This is a genomic window from Actinacidiphila paucisporea, assembly GCF_900142575.1.
In the GTDB taxonomy this organism is placed as follows: Bacteria; Actinomycetota; Actinomycetes; order Streptomycetales; family Streptomycetaceae; genus Actinacidiphila; species Actinacidiphila paucisporea.
The window spans coordinates 201,894-223,436 of record NZ_FRBI01000006.1 but is presented as its reverse complement, the minus strand read 5'-3'; the positions used below and the strand labels follow the sequence as shown (position 1 = coordinate 223,436).

19 protein-coding genes and 1 pseudogene are annotated in these 21,543 nt (G+C 72.4%); 13 read left to right on the top strand and 7 right to left on the bottom strand.

What is annotated here, in order from left to right; translation table 11 throughout:
- Positions 1-38 precede the first annotated feature (38 nt).
- The 3 genes from BUE44_RS12440 to BUE44_RS12430 are packed head-to-tail and all read left to right on the top strand — an operon-like array spanning position 39 to position 3,103.
- Complete coding sequence (locus tag BUE44_RS12440) at positions 39-980, top strand: RluA family pseudouridine synthase (RefSeq protein ID WP_073497540.1); 942 nt, start codon at positions 39-41, stop codon at positions 978-980.
- A complete protein-coding gene (locus tag BUE44_RS12435) occupies positions 977-1,453 on the top strand; it encodes a GNAT family N-acetyltransferase (protein WP_073497255.1) in 477 nt (158 codons plus the stop codon). The genes BUE44_RS12440 and BUE44_RS12435 overlap by 4 nt, the downstream gene beginning before the upstream one ends.
- Positions 1,454-1,513: 60 nt before the next feature.
- A complete protein-coding gene (locus BUE44_RS12430) occupies positions 1,514-3,103 on the top strand; it encodes a Na+/H+ antiporter (protein ID WP_073497538.1) in 1,590 nt (529 codons plus the stop codon).
- A 71-nt stretch (positions 3,104-3,174) separates the two neighbouring features.
- Here the strand turns inward: BUE44_RS12430 and BUE44_RS12425 are convergent, their stop codons facing one another.
- Positions 3,175-4,212 (bottom strand): mechanosensitive ion channel family protein, encoded by a 1,038-nt coding sequence (locus BUE44_RS12425; RefSeq protein WP_073497253.1) that lies wholly within the window; start codon positions 4,210-4,212, stop codon positions 3,175-3,177.
- A 26-nt stretch (positions 4,213-4,238) separates the two neighbouring features.
- Between BUE44_RS12425 and BUE44_RS12420 the strand changes: the two genes are divergently transcribed.
- Positions 4,239-4,847: a dienelactone hydrolase family protein gene (locus tag BUE44_RS12420; protein WP_073497251.1), complete on the top strand. Its 609-nt coding sequence runs from the start codon at positions 4,239-4,241 to the stop codon at positions 4,845-4,847.
- A gap of 27 nt (positions 4,848-4,874) precedes the next feature.
- Here the strand turns inward: BUE44_RS12420 and BUE44_RS12415 are convergent, their stop codons facing one another.
- Together BUE44_RS12415 and BUE44_RS12410 are read right to left on the bottom strand one after the other, a co-directional pair.
- Positions 4,875-5,678 (bottom strand): thioredoxin domain-containing protein, encoded by an 804-nt coding sequence (locus BUE44_RS12415; protein ID WP_073497249.1) that lies wholly within the window; start codon positions 5,676-5,678, stop codon positions 4,875-4,877.
- 58 nt (positions 5,679-5,736) lie between these two features.
- Positions 5,737-6,432, bottom strand: a complete 696-nt coding sequence (locus tag BUE44_RS12410) for a hypothetical protein (protein WP_073497247.1) — start codon at positions 6,430-6,432, stop codon at positions 5,737-5,739.
- Positions 6,433-6,599: 167 nt separating this feature from the next.
- On the opposite strand from BUE44_RS12410, the gene dnaE reads away from it, so the two are divergent.
- Positions 6,600-10,154 (top strand): DNA polymerase III subunit alpha, encoded by a 3,555-nt coding sequence (gene dnaE / locus BUE44_RS12405; protein WP_073497245.1) that lies wholly within the window; start codon positions 6,600-6,602, stop codon positions 10,152-10,154.
- A 95-nt stretch (positions 10,155-10,249) separates the two neighbouring features.
- Here the strand turns inward: dnaE and BUE44_RS12400 are convergent, their stop codons facing one another.
- Positions 10,250-10,429 carry a hypothetical protein gene (locus BUE44_RS12400; RefSeq protein WP_073497244.1) on the bottom strand — a complete coding sequence of 60 codons (180 nt, stop codon included), beginning with the start codon at positions 10,427-10,429 and terminating at the stop codon, positions 10,250-10,252.
- A gap of 291 nt (positions 10,430-10,720) precedes the next feature.
- On the opposite strand from BUE44_RS12400, the gene BUE44_RS12395 reads away from it, so the two are divergent.
- From BUE44_RS12395 to BUE44_RS12380, 4 genes are all read left to right on the top strand, one after another.
- On the top strand, positions 10,721-12,016 hold the full coding sequence (locus BUE44_RS12395; protein ID WP_073497242.1) for an NYN domain-containing protein: 1,296 nt from the start codon (positions 10,721-10,723) through the stop codon (positions 12,014-12,016).
- Between the two features lie 72 nt (positions 12,017-12,088).
- A complete protein-coding gene (locus BUE44_RS12390; protein ID WP_073497239.1) occupies positions 12,089-13,141 on the top strand; it encodes an ABC transporter ATP-binding protein in 1,053 nt (350 codons plus the stop codon).
- 67 nt (positions 13,142-13,208) lie between these two features.
- The gene (locus BUE44_RS12385; protein ID WP_079189680.1) at positions 13,209-14,045 is read left to right on the top strand and encodes an ABC transporter permease; all 837 of its coding nucleotides are present in this window, start codon (positions 13,209-13,211) and stop codon (positions 14,043-14,045) included.
- 34 nt (positions 14,046-14,079) lie between these two features.
- Positions 14,080-14,739: a hypothetical protein gene (locus BUE44_RS12380; RefSeq protein ID WP_079189679.1), complete on the top strand. Its 660-nt coding sequence runs from the start codon at positions 14,080-14,082 to the stop codon at positions 14,737-14,739.
- 450 nt (positions 14,740-15,189) lie between these two features.
- On the opposite strand, the pseudogene ybaK reads toward BUE44_RS12380, so the two are convergent.
- From ybaK to BUE44_RS12365, 3 genes and pseudogenes are all read right to left on the bottom strand, one after another.
- A pseudogene (gene ybaK, locus BUE44_RS12375) lies at positions 15,190-15,684 on the bottom strand (Cys-tRNA(Pro) deacylase); the annotation flags it as partial.
- A gap of 1 nt (position 15,685) precedes the next feature.
- On the bottom strand, positions 15,686-16,405 hold the full coding sequence (locus tag BUE44_RS12370; protein ID WP_073497235.1) for an LON peptidase substrate-binding domain-containing protein: 720 nt from the start codon (positions 16,403-16,405) through the stop codon (positions 15,686-15,688).
- A 113-nt stretch (positions 16,406-16,518) separates the two neighbouring features.
- Entirely contained in the window at positions 16,519-18,126 is a 1,608-nt protein-coding gene (locus BUE44_RS12365; RefSeq protein WP_073497233.1) for an oxidoreductase, read from the bottom strand.
- 115 nt (positions 18,127-18,241) lie between these two features.
- Between BUE44_RS12365 and hisD the strand changes: the two genes are divergently transcribed.
- The 4 genes from hisD (at position 18,242) to BUE44_RS37850 (ending at position 21,534) form a co-directional block, all read left to right on the top strand.
- Entirely contained in the window at positions 18,242-19,558 is a 1,317-nt protein-coding gene (hisD, locus tag BUE44_RS12360; protein WP_073497231.1) for a histidinol dehydrogenase, read from the top strand.
- Complete coding sequence (locus BUE44_RS12355) at positions 19,555-20,706, top strand: histidinol-phosphate transaminase (RefSeq protein ID WP_073497229.1); 1,152 nt, start codon at positions 19,555-19,557, stop codon at positions 20,704-20,706. Before hisD ends, BUE44_RS12355 begins: the two co-directional genes overlap by 4 nt.
- Positions 20,703-21,296 carry an imidazoleglycerol-phosphate dehydratase HisB gene (gene hisB / locus BUE44_RS12350; RefSeq protein ID WP_073497227.1) on the top strand — a complete coding sequence of 198 codons (594 nt, stop codon included), beginning with the start codon at positions 20,703-20,705 and terminating at the stop codon, positions 21,294-21,296. Before BUE44_RS12355 ends, hisB begins: the two co-directional genes overlap by 4 nt.
- Positions 21,297-21,381: 85 nt before the next feature.
- Positions 21,382-21,534 carry a hypothetical protein gene (locus tag BUE44_RS37850; protein ID WP_200804403.1) on the top strand — a complete coding sequence of 51 codons (153 nt, stop codon included), beginning with the start codon at positions 21,382-21,384 and terminating at the stop codon, positions 21,532-21,534.
- Positions 21,535-21,543: the final 9 nt, after the last annotated feature.

Below are 21,543 nucleotides of genomic sequence, written 5' to 3'. Positions count from 1 at the left end.
CGGGCCGGGACGCCCTGCAGGTCCGGCATACTCGTGTGGTGAGTACCGTTCCGGAAGTCCGCTCCCTGCCCGTGCCCGACGGCCTCGAAGGCGAGCGGGTCGACGCCGCCATCGCCCGTATGTTCGGCTTCTCCCGAACGAAGGCCGCCGAGTTGGCGGCCGGCGGGAAGGTGTCCGTCGACGGGTCGGTCGCGGGCAAGTCCGAGCGGGTCCACGGCGGGGCGTGGCTGGAGGTCGAGATGCCGGCGGCCGCGGCCCCGGTGCGGATCGTCGCCGAGCCCGTCGAGGGCATGGAGATCGTGCACGACGACGACGACGTCGTGGTCGTCATGAAGCCGGTCGGCGTGGCCGCCCACCCCAGCCCCGGCTGGACCGGCACCACCGTGATCGGCGGCCTGGCCGCGGCGGGCTACCGTATCTCCACCTCAGGTGCCGCGGAGCGCCAGGGCATCGTCCACCGGCTCGACGTGGGCACGTCCGGCCTGATGGTGGTCGCCAAGTCCGAGCGCGCCTACACCCGGCTCAAGCAGCAGTTCCGCGACCGGGTCGTGGACAAGCGCTACCACGCCCTGGTCCAGGGGCACCCGGACCCGATGAGCGGCACGATCGACGCCCCCGTCGGCCGGCACCCCACCCACGACTACAAGTGGGCCGTCACCGCCGACGGCAAGCCCTCGGTGACGCACTACGACCTCATCGAGGCCTTCCGCTCCGCGAGCCTGCTGGACATCAAGCTGGAGACCGGCCGCACGCACCAGATCCGGGTGCACATGTCCGCGCACCGCCACCCCTGCGTCGGCGACCTCACCTACGGCGCCGACCCGGTGATGGCCAAGCGGCTCGGCCTGACCCGGCAGTGGCTGCACGCCAAGCGGCTGGGCTTCGAGCACCCGGCGGACGGCGAGTGGGTCGAGTTCGAGAGCGACTACCCGGACGACCTCAGGAACGCGCTGGAGACCGTGCGGGCGGACAGCCGATGACCGCCGTGCGGCGCGCGGCGCCCGCGATACGGGTGGTCGCCGCGGACGACGCCGACGCCATGGCCGCGGTGCGCGCGATCCGGCACGAGGTCTTCGTGGTGGAGCAGAGCGTGCCGGCCGAGCTGGAGTGGGACGGCAAGGACGGCAGGGCCGTGCACGCGCTGGCCCCCGGCGCCGGCACGGGCCGGCTGCTGCTGGGCGCGGACGCGGCCGCCAAGAACGGCGGCGACCCGGACCTCGCGGTGCTGGGCCGGCTCGCCGTGCTGCGATCCGCCCGCGGTACGGGCCTGGGCGCCCTGCTGGTGCGCGCCCTGGAGGACGAGGCCGCCGGGCTCGGCCTCGCGGGCGTCTACCTGGAGGCCCAAGTCCACGCCATCGGCTTCTACCGCAAGCTCGGCTACGACGCCTTCGGCCCGGGATTCCAGGACGCCGGCATCGCCCACCGCGCCATGCGGCGCACCTGGCGGCCGTAGCGACGGCCGGTGCGGCGCGGCCCGGGGACCGCGGCGGCGCCGCATGGCACGCTGACGGGCGTGGATCAGCTCGCCCTGTTCTTCTCGCTCATGCTCGCGGCCGTCGTGGTGGTGCCGCTCGGGGATCGTACGGGCCTGCCGTCGCCGGTGCTGATGACGCTGATCGGCGGGGTGCTCGCGCTGATCCCGCAGGTCCCGAACGTCCAGATCGACCCCGACCTGATCCTGCCGCTGGTACTGCCGCCGCTGCTGTACGCGGCGGTGCAGCGCACCTCCTGGCGGCAGTTCGCGGCCAACCGGCGGGCGATCTTCCTGCTCGCGGTGGCGCTGGTCTTCATCACCACCGCGGCCGTCGCCGCGGTGGCGGACGCGGTGGTGCCCGGCATCACCCTGGCCGCGGCCTTCACCCTCGGCGCCCTGGTGGCGCCGCCCGACCCGGTGGCGGCGACCGCGGTGGCCGGCGCGCTGGGGCTGCCGCGCCGGATGATCTCCATCCTGGAGGGCGAGGGGCTGTTCAACGACGTCACCGCGATCGTGCTCTACCACGTGGCCGTGGCGGCGGTGGTCTCCGGCCACTTCTCACTGCCGCACGCGGCGCTCGAACTGGTGCTGTCCGCGGTCGTCGCGGTCGTCGTCGGCCTGGTGCTCGGCTGGGGCGCCAACAAGCTGATGGGGGCGGTCGGTGACCCCACGCTGCAGATCAGCCTGTCGCTGCTGGTGCCCTACGCGTCCTACGCCCTCGCCGAGGGATTCTCCGGGTCCGGTGTCCTCGCGGTCCTCACCAGCGCCCTCTTCCTGGCCGAGTACGCCTTCGCCGCCGACGACGTGACCGCGCGGCTGGCCGGGACCACCTTCTGGGAGATCATCGAGACGCTGATCACGGGGATCGCCTTCGGCCTGATCGGCCTGGAACTGCACCACGTCTTCAGCGTCGGCTCGGGCAACTGGGGGCCGATGACGCGGCACGCGGCACTGGTCGTGGTCGTGGTGGTCGGCGTCCGGCTGCTCTACCTGCTGCCCGCCGCCTGGATCGCCAGGAAGCTGCACGGGCTGCGGGACACCGACGAGGACATCCCGATGACCTGGCGGGAGACCGTGATCATATGGTGGTCGGGCATGCGCGGGGTCGCCTCGGTCGCGCTGGCGCTGGCCATCCCGCTGAACACCGACCACGACGGGCCCTTTCCGGCCCGCGCGGAACTGCTCTTCATCGCCTTCGCCGTGGTGCTCGCCACCCTGGTCGTCCAGGGCCTCACCCTGCCCTGGCTGGTCAGGCGGCTCGGGGTGAGCAGCGACATCGACGCCGAGCACGCCCTGGAGCACGACCTCGCGGTGAGGGCGATGGCCGCCGCCAGGGCCCGGCTCAAGGAGATCGAGCGGAGCGAGCCCATCGACGACGACCTGTCCGACATGCTGCACCGCAGGGCCTTCGACATGGGCGCCCGCATCTCGCCCGACATCGTGGACGAGGAGCGCCGCGAGTCGCACGCCCGCCGGGTCAAGCGGGTCAAGGCGCTGCGCCGCATCCAGGACGACATGATGTCCGCCGCCCGCCACGAGGTGCTGGCGGCCCGCAGCGAGCCGGGCAACGACCCGGAGGTGGTGGACCGGGTGCTGCGGCACCTGGACATCCGCTCGATGCGCGGCTGAGCGTCCCTCCCGAGGTCAGGCGGTCAGGCGGTCAGGAGGTCAGGCGGTCAGGAGGTCAGGCGGTCAGGCGGTCAGGAGGCGCCGGGCGCGGGGGTGGTGCTCACCCGCGGCAGCGCGTAGGGGTGCTCGCGGCGCAGCCAGTCGATCAGCTGCTCGCGCACCGCGCAGCGCAGGTTGAAGATGTCGTCGGCGTCCTTGGCGGTGACCAGGGCCCTGACCTGGACGGTGGTGGGTGTGGTGTCGATCACCACGAGATTCCACGCCCTGCGGTCCCATTCCCTGCTCTGCTCCAGCACCTCGTAGAGCTGCTTGCGCATCGCGTCGACCGGCACCGCGTGGTCGAGGTGGAAGTAGACCGTGCCGGTCATCCGGGCGTCGCCCCGGGACCAGTTCTCGAACGGCTTGCTGGTGAAGTACGACACCGGCATGGTGATCCGCCGCTCGTCCCAGGTGCGGACGCTCAGATACGTCAGCGTGATCTCCTCGACCGTGCCCCACTCGCCGTCCACCACCACGGTGTCGCCGATCCGCACCATGTCGCCGAAGGCGATCTGCAGCCCGGCGAAGAGGTTCCCCAGCGTGGCCTGGGCCGCGACACCGGCGACGATGCCGATGATGCCGGCCGACGCCAGCATCGAGGCCCCGACGGTGCGCATCTCGGGGAAGCTGAAGAGCATCGAGGCGACGGCGATCACCCCGACGATCGCGGTGAAGACCCGCTGGATCAGCGTGGACTGGGTCCGCAGCCGGCGGATCTTCGCGACGTCCCTGGAGACCGCCGCGTAGCGCGCGTAGGAGGAGTCGGTGACGGCGGTCGCGACCCTGACCAGCAGCCAGGCGGTGGCGCCGATCAGCACCAGGGTGAGGCCCCGTCCGACGGCCGCGTTGTGCGCCTTGCCGATGTGGGCGGCCCGGTAGGCGCCGCGCAGGATGGCCGTGCACAGTGCCACCTGGAGTGGCAGCCCGCAGCGCCGCAGCAGGTGCCACAGCGGGGTCTCCGGGTGCCGCGCGTCCGCCTTGGACAGCGATCTGTCCACGGCCCACCCCACGGCCAGGGAGAGCGCGAGTGCCACGCCCACCACCAGTACCGGCCGCAACGCGCCTTCCATGGTCACCTCTCAGGTCCGACGTCCCAATGGCACCATGGACGCGTACCCGACCAGCCGGAGGAAACCCTGTGACGATCGTCCTGTTCCACTCCATGTACGGCCTGCGGCCGGCCGTGCACAGCGCCGCCGACCGGTTGCGGGCAGCCGGGCACGAGGTGCTGGTGCCCGACCTCTACGACGGCAGGACGACCACCGACGCGGAGGAGGGGATGCGGATCAAGGACGAGATCGGCAAGGACGAGCTGCTGCGCCGGGCGGTCGCCGCGGCGGCGCCGCTGTCCGACCAGGGCCTGGTGTACGCCGGGTTCTCGCTGGGCGGCTCGGTCGCGCAGAACCTGGCGCTCGGCGACGAGCGGGCCCGCGGGCTGCTGCTCCTGCACGGCACCTCGGACATCGCCGACGACGCGGCCACCGACATCCCGGTGCAGCTGCACGTCGCCGACCCCGACCCGTTCGAGCCGGACGACTGGCTGAACGCCTGGTATCTGCGGATGGGCAAGGCGGGCGCCGACGTGGAGGTCCACCGCTACCGCGGCGCCGGCCACCTCTACACCGACCCCGGCCTGCCCGACTACGACGAGGAGGCCGCGGCGCGCACCTGGGCGGTCGCGCTGGACTTCCTCCGGGAGCTGTAGCCCGCCGGAGGAAGCCGCACGCGGGGGCTACTTCTTCAGCTGGGCCGCGATGCCCGCCACGACCTGGTCGGAGGCCACGCCGTTGACCTCGACGGCGGTGCCGTTGACCAGGACGTAGGGGGTGCCCTTCGCGGACGCGGGGTCCTTGTTGTAGGCGGCGGTCATGACCAGCGCCCACTTGTCGAAGGTGCCCTTCTTGACCGCGTCGGAGAACTTGGCGTTGTTCTTGAGCGCCGGGACCTGCTGGGCGATGGAGATCAGCTTGTCGGCGCTCTTGTAGGAGTCCGAGGTCTCGTCCGGGTGGTTGGCCTTGGAGTACAGAGCCTTGTGGTACTGCTCGAAGGCGTCCACGGACACGTTCAGCGCGGCGCCCATGGCGCTGAGCGCCTTCTTCGAGCCGGAGCCGTTGTCCTTGTCGTCGATGAAAGTGCCGAACGTGTAGTTGATCTGGTACTTGCCGTCCTTGGCGCCCTGCAGCACCGCGTCGCCCGCGGTCTGCTCGTAGGCGGCGCAGTACGGGCAGCGGGGGTCCTCGTACTCGTGGACGACGTTCTTGTTGCCCGCGTCGCCGATGACGATCGTGGTGCCGTCGGTGCCCGAGGTGTTGGCCGGCTTGACCAGGGTGTTCTTGGCGGCCGCCGACCAGTAGCTCGGCTTGTTCATCTCGTTGACGGCGAAGGCGACGCCGCCGGCTATCGCCAGCAGGGCCACGACGCCGCCGCCGACGGCCAGCTGGCGGCGGACCTTGGCCTGCTTGGCCTCCTTCTCGCGCTGGGCGCGCAGCCGCTCGCGGGCGGCTTCCTTGCTGGCCTTGCTGTTGCGGTTGCTCATGACGGATCTCCGTGAGTACGCGTGGTGAGTGGGGGGTGGTGCCGTGCCGGTCCCGCGGTCAGGCGGTGGCCGGGACGGGCGGACCACGGCGTACGACGGCGTGGTGCAGCCGGCGGGCGGTCGGGCCGCCCGCCCCGCGGGTGCGGGCGGCCGGTCGCACCCGGTGCGGCACCGCGGTGAGCACGCTGCGGATGGCGGCAGCGGCGAACAGCAGCGGGCGGAAGGCGGCCAGCGCGACGGCCCGTACGGTCTGGTGCAGGGCCGCCTCGCCCCTCCGCAGCCACCAGGCGGCCAGCAGGCCCACGCAGACGTGCACGGCCAGCAGCAGCCAGGGCAGGGCGCTGGACTGCATCTGGGCGGCCGCCTGGGCGCCTCCCGGCACCGCGGCGAGCGGGGTGGCAGGGGTCGGGCCGACATGGCCGGTGTGGCACAGGAAGGCCTCGTTGAAGGACCGCCACGGACCGGTCACCGGGCCGCCGAAAGCGCCGTAGCAGGCCTGCTGCCCGGTGGTCAGCACGGTGTCGACGGCCAGTTCGAGCGGCACCATCAGGCCGGCCAGCGTCCAGAAGCCGCACTCGGGGCGGGCGGTGGCCAGGTAGACCAGCGCGAAGACCGCGGCGAAGGCCACGGCCACCGCGGGCAGCGGCAGCGGGGCCTTGGCCATCAGGACGTGCGAGGTCGAGGAGAGCGTGAGGCACAGCGCGGCGAAGAGGGCGGCACGCAGTGCCCTCAGCCGCGGTCGTATCGCCTCCATGGCGACAGAGTGTGCCACGGGTGCCTGTGCGTTTGAAGCCCGCGCCGGCGGCGGGCCGGGCGCCGTCGCCGGGTTGCGGCCCGCTCTGTCGTACCCGGGTCGTAGACTCACCGACGCCGCCAGACAACCCGTTCCGATGGCCCGTTCTCGCCGGAGGTGTCGCCGCCTTGACCGATCAGCCCTTCACTCACCTGCACGTCCACACCCAGTATTCGCTGCTGGACGGAGCGGCGAGACTGAAGGACATGTTCAAGGCGTGCAACGAGATGGGGATGAGCCATGTGGCCATCACCGATCACGGCAATCTGCACGGGGCCTACGACTTCTTCCACCAGGCCAAGGCCGCCGGTGTGACCCCGGTGATGGGTATCGAGGCGTATCTGGCGCCCGAGTCGCGGCGGTACAACAAACCGGTCAAATGGGGCGCACCGCATCAGAAGGGCGACGACGTCTCCGGCGCGGGCGCGTACACCCACATGACGATCTGGGCGCGCAACAGCGTCGGGCTGCACAATCTCTTCCGCGCACAGTCCCGGGCGTCCTTCGAGGGCTACTTCCGCAAGCCCCGGATGGACCGCGAGCTGCTCGCCCAGTATTCCGAGGGCCTGATGGCCACCACCGGCTGCCCGTCCGGCGAGATCTCCACCCGGATCCGGCTGGGGCAGATGGACGAGGCGATCAAGGCCGCCGGCGAGTACCAGGACATCTTCGGCAAGGAGAATTTCTTCGTCGAGATCATGGACCACAACATCGACATCGACCGCCGGGCCCGCCAGGGCCTGGAGGAGATCGCCAGGAAGCTCCAGGCGCCGTTCGTGGTCACCAACGACTCGCACTACACCTATGCCGAGGAGTCGTCCGCGCACGACACCCTGCTGTGCATCCAGACCGGCTCCAACATGTCGGACCCGGACCGCTTCAAGTTCGACGGCTCCGGCTACTACCTCAAGTCCGCCGCCGAGATGTACGCGATCGACTCCTCCGACGCCTGGCAGGAGGGCTGCCGCAACAGCCAGCTGCTGATCGCCGACCGGGTCGAGACCGAGGGCATGTTCCAGTTCAGGAACCTGATGCCCAAGTTCGACGTGCCCGAGGGCTACACCGAGGTCACCTGGTTCCGCGAGGAGGTCGCCCGCGGCATGGCCAGGCGCTTCCCCGGCGGCATTCCCGAGGACCGGCAGAAGCTCGCGGACTACGAGATGGACACCATCGTCCAGATGGGCTTCCCCGGGTACTTCCTGGTGGTCGCCGACTTCATCATGTGGGCGAAGAACAACGGCATCGCGGTCGGCCCCGGCCGCGGTTCCGCGGCCGGCTCGATCGTCGCCTACGCGATGGGCATCACCGACCTCGACCCGGTCCCGCACGGGCTGATCTTCGAGCGGTTCCTGAACCCCGAGCGCGTCTCCATGCCCGACGTCGACATCGACTTCGACGAGCGCAGGCGCGGCGAGGTCATCCGCTACGTGACCGAGAAGTACGGCTCCGACAAGGTCGCCCAGATCGCGACCTACGGCACCATCAAGGCCAAGGCCGCGATCAAGGACTCGGCCCGGGTGCTGGGCTACCCGTTCTCGATGGGCGACCGGATCACCAAGGCGATGCCCGCCGACGTGCTCGGCAAGGGCATCCCGCTGTCCGGCATCACCGACAAGGACCACCCCCGCTACAGCGAGGCGGGCGAGGTCCGGGCGATGTACGAGAACGAGCCGGACGTCACCAAGGTGATCAACTCGGCGAAGGGCATCGAGGGCCTGGTCCGGCAGATGGGCGTGCACGCCGCCGGCGTGATCATGTCCGCCGAGCCGCTGATCGACCATGTGCCGATCTTCTCGCCGAAGAACGACGGCGCCGTCGTGACGCAGTGGGACTACCCGAGCTGCGAGTCGCTCGGCCTGCTCAAGATGGACTTCCTTGGCCTGCGCAACCTGACGATCATGGATGACGCGGTCAAGTCGATCAAGGCCAACAAGGGCGTCGACATCGACCTGCTGTCGCTGCCGCTCGACGACCCCAACACGTACGCCCTGCTGGGCCGCGGTGACACCCTGGGCGTCTTCCAGTTCGACGGCGGGCCTATGAGGGCGCTGCTGCGGATGATGAAGCCCGACAACTTCGAGGACATCTCCGCCGTCTCGGCCCTCTACCGGCCGGGCCCGATGGGCATGAACTCGCACATCAACTACGCCCTGCGCAAGAACAAGCAGCAGGAGATCACCCCGATCCACAAGGAGCTGGAAGAACCGCTCCGCGAGGTCCTCGAAGTCACCTACGGCCTGATCGTCTACCAGGAGCAGGTGCAGAAGGCCGCCCAGGTGCTGGCCGGCTACACGCTCGGCCAGGCCGACCTGCTGCGCCGGGCGATGGGCAAGAAGAAGAAAGAGGTCCTGGACAAGGAGTTCATCCCCTTCCAGGCCGGCATGCGCGAGCGCGGCTATTCCGACCAGGCCATCCAGGCGGTCTGGGACGTGCTGGTGCCCTTCGCGGGATACGCCTTCAACAAGGCGCACTCCGCCGCGTACGGCCTGGTGTCGTACTGGACGGCGTATCTCAAGGCGAACTATCCGGCCGAGTACATGGCGGGCCTGCTGACGTCCGTGAAGGACGACAAGGACAAGATGGCGCTCTATCTCAACGAGTGCCGCCGGATGGGCATCAAGGTGCTGCCCCCGGATGTGAACGAGTCCAACGCCAACTTCACCCCGCGCGGCGACGACACGATCGTCTTCGGCCTCACCGCCGTCCGCAACGTCGGGGGGAACGTGGTGGATTCGGTCGTCAGGTGCCGCAAGTCCAAGGGCCGCTACGCGAGCTTCCCGGACTTCCTCGACAAGGTCGAGGTCGTGGTCTGCAACAAGCGGACGGTCGAGTCGCTGATCAAGGCCGGCGCCTTCGACACCATGGGGCACACCAGGCGCGGCCTGACCGAGCACTTCGAGTCGATGATCGACAACGTGGTGCAGGTCAAGCGCAAGGAGGCCGAGGGGCAGTTCGACCTCTTCGGCGGCATGGGCGAGGGCGACGCGGACGACGGGCCCGCCTTCGGCATGGACGTGGTCTTCTCCGACATCGAATGGGACAAGGCCTATCTGCTCGCCCAGGAAAGGGAGATGCTCGGCCTGTACGTGTCCGACCATCCGCTGTTCGGCATCGAGCACATCCTCGGCGACAAGACCGACGCCGCCATCGCCGCGCTCGCCGGCGACTACCAGGACGGCGCCATCGTCACCATCGGCGGCATCATCTCCGGGCTGCAGCGCAAGATGACCAAGCAGGGCAACGCCTGGGCGATCGCCACCGTCGAGGACCTGGCGGGCTCGGTGGACTGCATGTTCTTCCCCGCGACCTACCAGCTGGTGTCCACCCAACTGATGGAGGACTCGGTGGTCTTCGTCAAGGGCCGGCTCGACAAGCGCGAGGACATCCCGCGGCTGGTCGCCATGGAGCTGATGGTCCCCGACCTGACCGACATGGGCACCAACGCGCCGGTGAGCATCTCCATCCCGACGGTCAAGGTCACCCCGCCGCTGGTCGCCAGGCTCGGCGAGGTGCTGGCCAGCCACAAGGGCAACACCGAGGTGCGGGTGCGGTTGCAGGGGGCGCGGTCCACCACCGTGCTGCGGCTGGACCGGCACCGGGTGACCGCCGACCCGTCGCTGTTCGGCGACCTCAAGGCGCTGCTGGGGCCGGCCTGCCTGGGCGCCGGCCAGCAGGCGGGCTGACCGCCGCACGACGCGCGCGGGGGTGCCCCGGAAGGGACACCCCCGCTCATGCTGCGTGCCTCATTGCCTCATGCCCAACGGCAGGGGCGGCACGTTCAGTTGTGGCCGAACCGCTTCTGCTGCTTGCCGCGCGGCGCCTGGCCGGCGGTGGGCATCATGCGCTCCTCGGCCTGGTGGCCGCGCTCCTGCTCCTGCGGCTCCATGCCGGAGTTGCGCTGCTGGTCCTGGTGCTGCTCGGGCCGGCGGTTCGGGTTCTGGTTCCGGTTCTTAGCCACTTTCGTGCCTTCCTGATGAGGGGATGTCGGCCCATCGGCCTGCCCCCACTGCGGGCTTGACGCCCAGCGGGCTCTACGCCCCGGTGGGGCTCGTGGCCGAGCGGCCGACATCAGATTTGCACGGGAGTACGAAGCGCGCATTTCGGGCAGTTGGCGACGCGGATGTGGCGGAAACGGCATGAGCGCCACGCCGAAGATCGTGTTCCAGCTCATAACGCCCCGGCATTCGGGCAGACTCGTGAGGACCTGGGGGGATTCAGGGCCGAGGGGGGCGACCGGAAGAGGTGCGATATGGACCGCTGCGTCGTCCTGGTGGACGCCGGATATCTACTGGGCGCAGCAGCAAGCCTTCTGGCCGGTGAACCGTCCCGTTCCCGGATCGTCGTGGATCATGCCGGCGTCGTCGCTGGCCTGCGGGAAAGGGCCGAACGCGAGACGGGGCAGCCGCTGCTGCGGATCTACTGGTTCGACGGCGCACCCGACCGCGTTCCGCAACCCGAGCACCGCCGGCTGCGGGTGATGCCGCGGGTGACCGTACGGCTCGGCGCACTCACCCGGACGGACGGCCGGTGGGCGCAGAAGGGCGTCGACGCCGCCATGCACGCCGAGCTGTCGGAGCTGGCCCGCAACCGGGCCTGCTCCGACATCGTCCTGGTCACCGGCGACGGCGACCTGCTGCCCGGCATGATGTCCGCCAAGGAGCACGGCGTCGCCGTCCACCTGTGGGCCGTCCAGGCCGCCGACGGCGACTACAACCAGTCGGAGGACCTGGTCGCCGAAGCCGACGAGCGCCGGGTCCTCGACCGGGAGTGGATCACCGCCGCGATCAGGGCGAGGGACGGGATCTGCCCCCCGGTGGGCGGTACGCGGCCCGACATCGGCCCGGAGATCGCCGCGATCCTGTCCGCGCCGCTGCCCGAGTCCGCCGGGGCGCCCCCGCAGGAGCCGCACCTCGACCACCTCGACCACCCGGCCCATCCACCCCACCCCCCGCACCCGCACCCGCACCCGCACCCACACCCGCATCCCGCGGACAACGGCACCGTGCCGACCGCCGAACCCGCGGAGCCGGCCGGATCCGGCAGCAGGGGCGTACCCACCCCCAAGGACCTGGCCGGCCTCGGCAAGCAGCACGCCGCCCCGCCGGCCGCCCCGCACCCCGCCCCCAACGCCACCCTGCGCTGGTCGTCCGACAAGGGCTGGACCGACCGCGCCGGCGGCCCCGACCTGCCCGACACCAGCGGCCTGCCCACCCTGGCCCAGCTGACCACCGCCGAGCAGCGCTGGGCCGACCGGGAGGCCGACATCACCGCTGTCAGCGGCGACCCCTACGAGGTGGGCCAGGTCTTCGCCCGCCGCTGGATCGCCCGCCTCACCGACACCGGCCAGCTCCAGCAGCTGTCCACCCACTACCCCCGGGTCCCACACCGCATCGACGGCGAGCTGCTGCGATACGCCGCCCGCTTCGGCCTGCTCGCCCACAAGGACGACCAGATCGACGAGCACGACCGGTACGCGATCAGGGCCGGATTCTGGCGCGAGATCGACACCCGTACCGGCGTCGAGCACGGCCAGGGCGGCGACTGACCCGCGGTGCGGGTCCCTGCGTACAACCCCCGTTGCCCCACAAGCCGTCCGCGCCGCGTAGTCTCGATCCTCGTGAACACGGGCACGGAGGACAAGGCGCCCCCGGCGGTCGCCGCGGCCCGCGACACGGTGTGTACCGTGCGCGGACTGATCAGGACGTACCCGGCCGGCTCCGGCGCGCGCCGCCGCGGGCTGCGCCGTCGCGGCCCCGCCGCCGAGCCCGCCCTCGTACGGGCCAGCGACGGCATCGACCTCGACGTGCGGCGCGGCGAGCTGTTCGGCATCCTCGGTCCCAACGGGGCCGGCAAGACCACGCTCGTACGCCAGCTCACCGGCCTGCTGCGGCCGGACGCGGGCAGCATCGACCTGCTCGGCCACGACCTCGTACGCCACCCCGACCGGGCCGCCCGGCTGATCGGCTACCTCGGCCAGGAGTCCATCGCGCTGGACGAGCTGACCGTGTCGCTGGCCGCCGAGACCACCGGGCGGCTGCGCGGCCTGGGCGCGGCCGCCGCCCGCGCCGCCAGGGACGCCGTGCTCGACGAGCTCGAACTCGGCACGATCGCGTCCCGCCCGATCAAGCGCCTCTCCGGCGGCCAGCGCCGGCTGGCCTGCTTCGCCGCGGCCCTGGTGGGGGAGCGGCCCGTCCTGGTCCTCGACGAGCCCACCACCGGCATGGACCCGGTCGCCCGCCGGGCGGTGTGGGCCGCGCTCGGCCGCCGCAGGACGGAGAACGGCGCCACCGTGCTGCTGGTCACGCACAACGTCATCGAGGCCGAGACCGTGCTGGACCGGGTCGCCGTGCTCGACCACGGCCGGGTCATCGCCTGCGACACCCCCGCGGGCCTGCGCGCCCTGGTCGCCGACGAGGTACGCCTCGACCTCGTCTGGCGCACCGACCCGCCGCTCGACCTCCCGGAGATCGCCGCGCTCCACCCGCTGGCCGACATCGCAGGCCGCCGCTGGACCCTGCGCCTGCCCCACGACCACGCCCGCACCACCGTCGCCCAGCTCACCGCCGGCCCCGCCTACGCCTCCCTGGACGACTTCACGCTGGCCACCCCCAGCCTGGAAGACGTCTACCTGGCCCTGGGCGGCCGCTCGAAGGGCCTGGTGAAATCGTGAACACGGTTCGCCGCCGCACGGGCGCACCGGTCCCGGCCGGCCCGGCTCCCAGGCCGGGAGGCCGCAGATGACCGTCATCGCACAGACCGGGCCCGGGCGGGGCGGGGCCGCCGTCGGCACCGTGAACGCCGGGGAGGCCGCGCCGCTCGCGCCCCGCGCGCGGTTCTGGTCCGCCTTCGCGGCCGTCTACCGGGCGCAGCTCTCCCGCGCCCGGGTGGCGCGGATCCCGCTGTTGTTCGTGGCCACCTTCCAGTCCGTCGGGATCATGGTCATGATGCGCGGCGTCGTCGACGCGGGCGACGGCGAGGCCGCACGGGCCGTCGTCGCCGGCTCCAGCGTCCTCGTCGTGGCCTTCGTCGCCCTCAACCTGCTGGCGCAGTACTTCGGGCAGCTGCGGGCCTCCGGCGGCCTCGACCACTACGCCACCCTGCCGGTGCCGCCCGCCGCCGTCGTCCTGGGCGCGGCCGGCGCCTACGCGTCCTTCACCGTGCCCGGCACGCTGCTCACCGCGATCGTCGGGTGCGTGCTCTTCCACCTGACGCTCACCACCTTGTGGGTGCTCGCCGTGGTCATCCCGCTGGCCGGCGCCGCCCTGTCCGGCCTCGGGGCCGCCCTCGGGCTGCTGGCGCCCCGCCAGGAGATCGCCACGCTCTTCGGCCAGCTGGGCATGTCCGCGGCCCTGCTGCTCGGCGTACTGCCCGCCTCGCACCTTCCCGCGCCCATCGGCTGGGTGCGCGACCTGCTGCCGTCCACCTACGGCGTCGAGGCGTTCGCCCGTACGCTGGGCGGCAGCGCCGGCACCGACTGGGCGGCGGTACTCGGCGACCTGTCGGTGTGCGCCGCCGTCGGCGTCGCCTCGCTGGCGGTCGCCACCCGGGCCTACCGCAGGGCCGCCTGCCGATGAGGCGTCCCACATCCGTACCTGGCACGATGGGCAGGTGACCGCTCCCCTGACTCCCCACGACCACTCGCCGCACCTGCCGCCCGATCCGGGCCCCGGGTCCGGCCCCGGCAAGGGCGGGGACCGCAGGAAGGCGGTGCTCTCCGAGGTCGGCAGAGGCGCGCTCGTCGCGCTGCTGGTCACGGTGTGCGGAATCGCGCTCGGCCTGCTCTGGCTGTGGCTGTCGCCCCGCGTCCCGCTGGTCTCCGACGGCAAGGCGGTCTACCTCAAGGACACCGAGGGCGAGGAGGCGATCGGCGGCGACGGCGCCTTCGCGCTCATCGCCGCCGGGCTCGGCGTGCTCACCGCCGCGGCGGTCTTCTGGCGCTACCGCCGCGGCGGGGTCGGCGTCGTCCTCGGCCTCGCCGCCGGCGGCATCCTGGCCTCCGTCGTCGGCTGGCGCCTCGGCGTCTGGCTCGGTCCCGACACCGACATCGTGGCTCACGCCACGGCGGTCGGCCCGAAGGTCGTCTTCGACGCGCCCCTCGAACTGCGGGCCAAGTCCGCGCTCGTCGCATGGTCCGTCGCGGCGATGATCGTCCACCTGGCGCTGACCTCCGCCTTCGGCCCGCGTGAGCCGCACGATACGGACTTCGCCGACTCCCAGACCCCGCAGTGGCCCCCACCGCCGCCGCCCCCTCCGGCCCAGGACGAATAGCCCGGGGGCCCACCCCCTGCGGGGTGCCGAATCTGCGTGCCCAGCCGGCCGGTGCCGTTGTGCGGCGACGGGCGGCCACCGCCTCAGGGGCGCGGGGAACTGCGCGCCCGGCCCGTCACCGGGCGGTGGTCCGGTACGGACCGAGCAGCCCCTTCGGGCCGGTGGCGACGTGCAGTCGGTCGACGGCTGGTCGCGCCGTTCCCCGCTCCCCTGGGGGGGTTGCCCTCCAGGGCGGAGGGGGCTCCTAGGTCGGGGCCGTTGTGTGGTGACGGGCGGCCACCACGTCAGGGGCGCGGGGAACTGCGCGCCCAGCCCATCACCGGGCGGTGGTCCGACGCGGACCGAGCAGCCCCTTCGGGTCGGTGGCGACCCGTGCGCCGGTTGACGGCTGGTCGCGCAGGCCCCCACGCGCCCCTGGGGGGCGGCCCCCCGACGCGCAGGGGCTAAGGGGCGGCCGATGGGGGCGGACGTCGCGGACGTCAGGGCTTGGAGGTCGGCGGGCGCCAGCTCGACTTCGCGGCCGCGCTTGCCCGCGGAGACGAAGATCGTCGGGAAGGGGAGGGCCGAGGCGTCCAGGACCGTGGGGAGGCGCTTGCGCTGGCCCAGGGGGGAGATGCCGCCCAGGACGTAGCCGGTGGTGCGTTCGGCCACTGCCGGGTCCGCCATCGCGGCCCGCTTGCCGCCGGCCGCCGTGGCCAGTGCCTTGAGGTCGAGTGAGCCGGCGACCGGGACGACCGCGACGGTCAGGACGCCGTCGACCTCCGCGATCAGCGTCTTGAACACCCGCTCGGGGCTTGTCCCGAGGGCGGCTGCGGCCTCGTCGCCGTAGGACAGTCCGGACGAGCCGTCGTGCTCGTAGGCGTGCAGGGTGAAGGCCACGCCGGCCTTCTCCAGCGCGACCGTCGCGGGAGTCCCCCCGGCGGAGCCGCCCCTCTTCCCGCCCACGTCAGTTCGCACTGATCGGCTGGCTGGTCAGATCGACCGCGGGCAGCGACGGAAGCTTCTCCATGACCGCGGTCTCGCGGCGCAGCAGCCGCAGCTCCGCGGCCAGCCGGGCCGCACTGCTCGGCTGTTCGAGCAGCGCCTGCTTCGTCGGCGTCTCCGCGATCAGCGCGGCCGCGACCAGGTACGACAGCACGGTCGGGTCGTCGGGGAAGTCCTGGCCCGGCGCCAGGGTGCGCTCCCGCGCGCCCGCCAGCCGCTTCTGGTACGCGCCGAACACCCGCGTCACCTCCGCGGCCAGCGCACCCGCGCCCCCGCCCGGGTCCTCCGGGATCTCCTCGATCTCCGCGGTCAGAAACGGGCCGCTGGCGTCCAGCGAGAGCAGCTTGAAGCGGAGCAGGCCGGTGGCGACCAGCTCGTAGCCGCCGTCGTCGCGCTCGGCGATACCCGTCGCGTCCGCGATGCACCCGATGCCGTGCAGGGCGGCGAGCGGGTCCTCGCCGAGGCCCGCGGCCGGGCCCGCGGCCCTGCCCTCCTGCCCCGTGGGGGCCACCTCCTGGCCGTTCTTGATCGCGACCACGCCGAATCGCCGCGGGGCGTCCTCCGGGAGGGCCAGCAGATCCGCCACCAGGGCGCGGTAGCGCTCCTCGAAGACGTTCAGCGGGAGCACGAGGCCGGGGAACAGTGCGGTACCCAGGGGGAAGAGCGGAATCCGATCGGTCACAGTGAGCCAGCGTACGGCCTCTTCCGCGGGCCAGTACGCCCCTTTCCCTCTCCCCCAGGGGGCCGGCCCCGTCCCCGGCGGCCGGGGGGAGGGCGGGGCGGGGGCACCCGGGATCAGGAGGACCGGCGCAGGAGGCGGGTAGCGCCGGCCGCGGCGGTGGTGGCGAGCATCCAGCCGAGGAGGGTGAGGAGGGAGGCGACCCATTGCGCGGACCCGGACTCGCGCCACGCGTTGTCCTGGCCCAGGTCGATGACCGGCAGGAGCAGGTCCAGGGCGTAGAGGGCCGGACTCCAGTGCGGCCGGTAACCGCCCGCGTCCGCCGCCGGGGGAGCGTGGTGGAGGGCGAAGTAGAGCGCGCCCAGCGCCCAGAGCACCCCCATCCAGACCGCGGCGCGGCCCGGGCGGTAGCCGTAGCCGACGGTGATGTCCTGGAGCCAGCCCCAGACGCGGCCGGCGACCGGCAGCGTGTCGCGGCGGCGGCGCTGCCGGGCGAGCAGCACCTCGCGGGCCTCCGCGTCCTCGCCCGCGGCCCGCAGCGCCGCGGCCAGCCGCTCGTACGGCTCGGGCCGGAACTCCGGGGTCGCCGCCCGGAGCCAGGCGAGCCGTTCGCGGAGCGGGAATTCGGCGAGCGGGGTGAGGGTGTCGTAGCTGAAGCCGGTCATCCGCAGCCGCCCGGGCGCGGGCCACGCACCCACGGCGTCGTTGAGCTTGCCGATCTTCGAGCCGGACAGCACGACGGGGCCCTCCGGCGCCCGCGGCAGCGTGAAGCACAGCTCGGGCGTCTGGATGCGCCGCAGCGAGACCTGCTGGTCGCCGGTCAGCGAGAAGCGCGCCCGGCTGATGATCATCGCGTTGCCGAACCGCCCGTCGTCGAGGCGGAGCCCGCCGTGGCAGGTGAAGTCCCGCACGGTGACGCCTTCCGGCGGCGGCGCGGACGAGCCGCCGGCGCTCCTGGCGTTCCACCCGCCGGACAGGTACAGCGTGTGCTCGACGGCGATACGGGCGGCGTTGAGTGCCTGCCGGCCGTCGGGATTGCGCAGGGTCGCGCCGCGCAGGCTGAGCCGACCGCCGATGCGGGCGCTGCGCAGGCTGAACTCCCCGGTGACGTCGATGAGTTCGGCGTCGACGTCCTGGCCGACGGTCAGCCCGTCCGCGGCGAACGCCTGGGCGGCCCGGCCGCGCCGCACGGTGAGCTGGTTGAGCAGCAGGTCGGTGCCTATCTGCGCGTCGGCCATCCGGATACCCCCGGTGACCAGGCACTGCGGCAGGTGCAGGTCGCCGCCGACCTGGATCCTGGCCGCTTCGATCCTGGGCATCCGGCAGCGCACCATGCGCATGCTGCCGACCCGGCACTCCTGGAGCATCAGCGGGTCGTCGAAGCGGCAGTCGTCGAGCTGGACGTACGGCGTCACCGTGCCGCCGGAGAGCATCAGCCGCCCGCTGATCCGCATCCCGGCGAGTTTCAGCGCCGCCACCCGCCCCGGCACCGCGGGCGGCCCGTCGAGCAGCAGCTCCGCGACAGCCTGGGCGCGCACGGTACGGCCGACGCCCCAGCCGGGGTCGTCCTGGGGTGCCCCCGGGCCCAGCCACGGGGGAGGGTCGTCCGGGGCGGCGCGCCCGGTGCGCAGGTCGCAGGTGCGGCCCTCGCGGAAGGCCTGCCACATGCGGCGTTCCACCGGCGTCCAGTCATCCGGCGGTGCCCCGCCGGCCGCCCCTGCCATCCGATTCCCCTCCCCGTCGTCGCGCCGCACACCGTAGCGGGTCGGGGCGACAGCGGCGTATCACGGAGTGGAACCTGCGACCGGCCCGCAGACCTGGGTCTCTACACTTGGCAGGGTGATCTCCCGAATCGACCTGCGCGGCGCCGCCTTCCCCGAGGGCGGCATCGACCGCGACCTGCTGCCCCGTGCCGACTTCGACGTGGAGGCCGCGCTGGAGGCAGTGCGGCCGATCTGCGAGGACGTGCGCCGTCGGGGCTCGGCGGCGGTGCTCGACCACGGGGAGCGCTTCGACGGGGTGCGCCCCGCCTCGCTGCGGGTGCCCGCGGCGGCGCTGGAGAGCTCGCTGGCCGACCTCGACCCGGCCGTCAGGGCCGCGCTGGAGGAGTCGGTGCGGCGGACCAGGATCGTGCACCGCGAGCAGCGCCGCACCGACGTCACCACCCAGGTGGTGCCCGGCGGCACGGTCACCGAGCGGTGGGTGCCGGTCGAGCGGGTCGGGCTGTACGTGCCCGGCGGCCTGGCGGTCTACCCGTCCTCCGTGGTGATGAACGTGGTGCCCGCCCAAGAGGCCGGCGTCGAGGGCATCGCGGTGGCCTCGCCCCCGCAGAAGGCCTTCGGCGGCCTGCCCCACCCCACCATCCTGGCCGCCTGCGCCCTGCTCGGTGTGACCGAGGTCTACGCGACCGGCGGCGCGCAGGCGATCGCGATGTTCGCCTACGGCACCGAGGACTGCCGCCCGGTGAATCTGGTCACAGGCCCCGGCAACATCTACGTGGCCGCCGCCAAGCGGCTGCTCAAGGGCCGCGTCGGCATCGACGCCGAGGCCGGGCCCACCGAGATCGCGGTCCTCGCCGACGACTCCGCCGACCCCGCCTTCGTCGCCGCCGACCTGATCAGCCAGGCCGAGCACGACCCGCTGGCCGCCGCGGTGCTGGTCACCACCTCGCCCGAGCTGGCCGACGCGGTCGACAAGCAGCTGGACGTGCAGGTCGCCGCGGCCAGGCACCGCGAGCGGATCACCGCCGCGCTGTCCGGCCGCCAGTCCGCGACCGTGCTGGTCGACACGCTCGACCAGGGCCTCGCGGTGGTGGACGCCTACGCGGCCGAGCACCTGGAGATCCAGACCAGGGACGCCGCAGCGACCGCCGCCCGGGTGCGCAACGCCGGCGCGGTCTTCGTCGGCCCGCACGCCCCGGTCTCGCTCGGCGACTACTGCGCCGGGTCCAACCACGTGCTGCCCACCGGCGGTTGCGCCTGCCACTCCTCGGGCCTGTCCGTGCAGTCCTTCCTGCGCGGCATCCACGTGGTGGACTACTCGCGCGACGCGCTGGCCGAGGTCGCCGCCCACGTGGTGACGCTCGCGAACGCCGAGGACCTACCCGCGCACGGCGAGGCGGTACGGGTGCGGTTCGGCGGAGGGGACGCCGCGTGACGCGCATCGAGGACCTGCCCATCCGGGACGAGCTGCGCGGCCAGTCCCCTTACGGGGCCCCGCAGCTGGATGTCGCCGTGCGGCTGAACACCAACGAGAACCCGTACCCGCTGCCCGAGGCCCTGGTCGCCAGGATCGCCGAGCGGGTCGCGGAGGCCGCGCGCGGCCTGAACCGCTACCCGGACCGGGACGCGGTCGAGCTGCGCACCGCGCTCGCGGCGTATCTCAGCAGGACCGCCGGCCACCGGGTCGGCCTGGCCCAGGTCTGGGCGGCGAACGGGTCCAACGAGATCATCCAGCAGCTGCTGCAGACCTTCGGCGGCCCCGGCCGCCGGGCGATCGGCTTCGAGCCGTCGTACTCGATGCACGCGCTGATCTCCCGCGGCACCGGTACCGGCTGGATCTCCGGGCCGCGCAGGGCCGACTTCACCATCGACGTGGCCGCGGCCGTGCGGGAGATCGCCGAGCGCCGCCCCGAGGTCGTCTTCGTCTGCTCGCCCAACAACCCGACCGGCACCGCGGTCGCCGCGGAGACGGTGGTGGAGCTGTACGAGGCGGCGCAGGCCGCCCGCCCCTGCCTGGTCGTGGTGGACGAGGCCTACGGCGAGTTCTCGCACCGGCCGTCGCTGCTGCCGCTCATCGAGGGCCGGCCCCACCTGGTGCTGACCCGCACCATGTCCAAGGCCTTCGGCGCCGCCGGGCTGCGGTTGGGCTACCTGGCCGCCGACCCCGCCGTGGTCGATGCGGTGCAGATCGTCCGGCTGCCCTACCACCTGTCCGCGGTCACCCAGGCGACCGCGCTGGCCGCGCTGGAGTACACCGACACGCTGCTCGGCTACGTGAACCAGCTGAAGGACGAACGCGACCGGGTGGTCCGCGAGTTGCGCGCCACCGGCTACGAGGTGGTCGACTCCGACGCGAATTTCGTGCAGTTCGGCCGGTTCGCCGACAGCCACACCGCGTGGGAGGCGGTGCTCGCCCACGGCGTGCTGGTACGGGACAACGGCGTGCCCGGCTGGCTGCGGGTCTCGGTCGGCACGCCCGCCGAGAACGACGCGTTCCTGGACGCGGCGCGAGCCGTCTTCAAGGAGCACAGCACCAAGGAGCACAGCACCAAGGAACACCGCACTACTGAGGAGCAGGTATGACCCGCGTGGGCCGCGTCGAGCGCACCACCAAGGAGACGTCGGTGGTCGTCGAGATCGACCTCGACGGCACCGGGCAGGTCGCCGTGTCCACCGGCGTCGGCTTCTACGACCACATGCTGGACCAGCTCGGCAGGCACGGGCTGTTCGACCTGTCGGTGAAGACCGAGGGCGACCTGCACATCGACACCCACCACACCATCGAGGACACCGCGCTCGCGCTCGGCGCCGCCTTCAAGCAGGCCCTCGGCGACAAGGTCGGCATCTACCGCTTCGGCAACTGCACGGTCCCGCTGGACGAGTCGCTCGCCCAGGTCACCGTGGACCTCTCGGGCCGCCCCTACCTGGTGCACACCGAGCCGGAGACCATGGCGCCGATGATCGGTTCGTACGACACCACGATGACCCGGCACATCCTGGAGTCCTTCGTCGCCCAGGCCCAGATCGCCCTGCACGTGCACGTGCCCTACGGGCGCAACGCGCACCACATCGTGGAGTGCCAGTTCAAGGCCCTTGCCAGGGCCCTGCGTTACGCCAGCGAGCGCGACCCGCGCGCCGCCGGGATCCTGCCGTCGACGAAGGGCGCGCTGTGAGCGACGCGCGCAAGGCCACTCAGCCGCAGTCAGGACGCCGCGCGAGCTGTCGCCGCGCGGGCGGAGAAGCGAACGGACAAACACAGTGAACAAGGGATCGACCCTCTTCATCCTGCTGGGGCTGTTCCTGGCCGGCGGGGTGTACTCGTTCTGGCAGCAGAAGATGTCCAAGAGCCTGATCGCGCTGGTCGCCATCGGCTCGGTGACGGCACTCGTCACCGGCCTGCTACAGCTCTAGGGGGCAGGG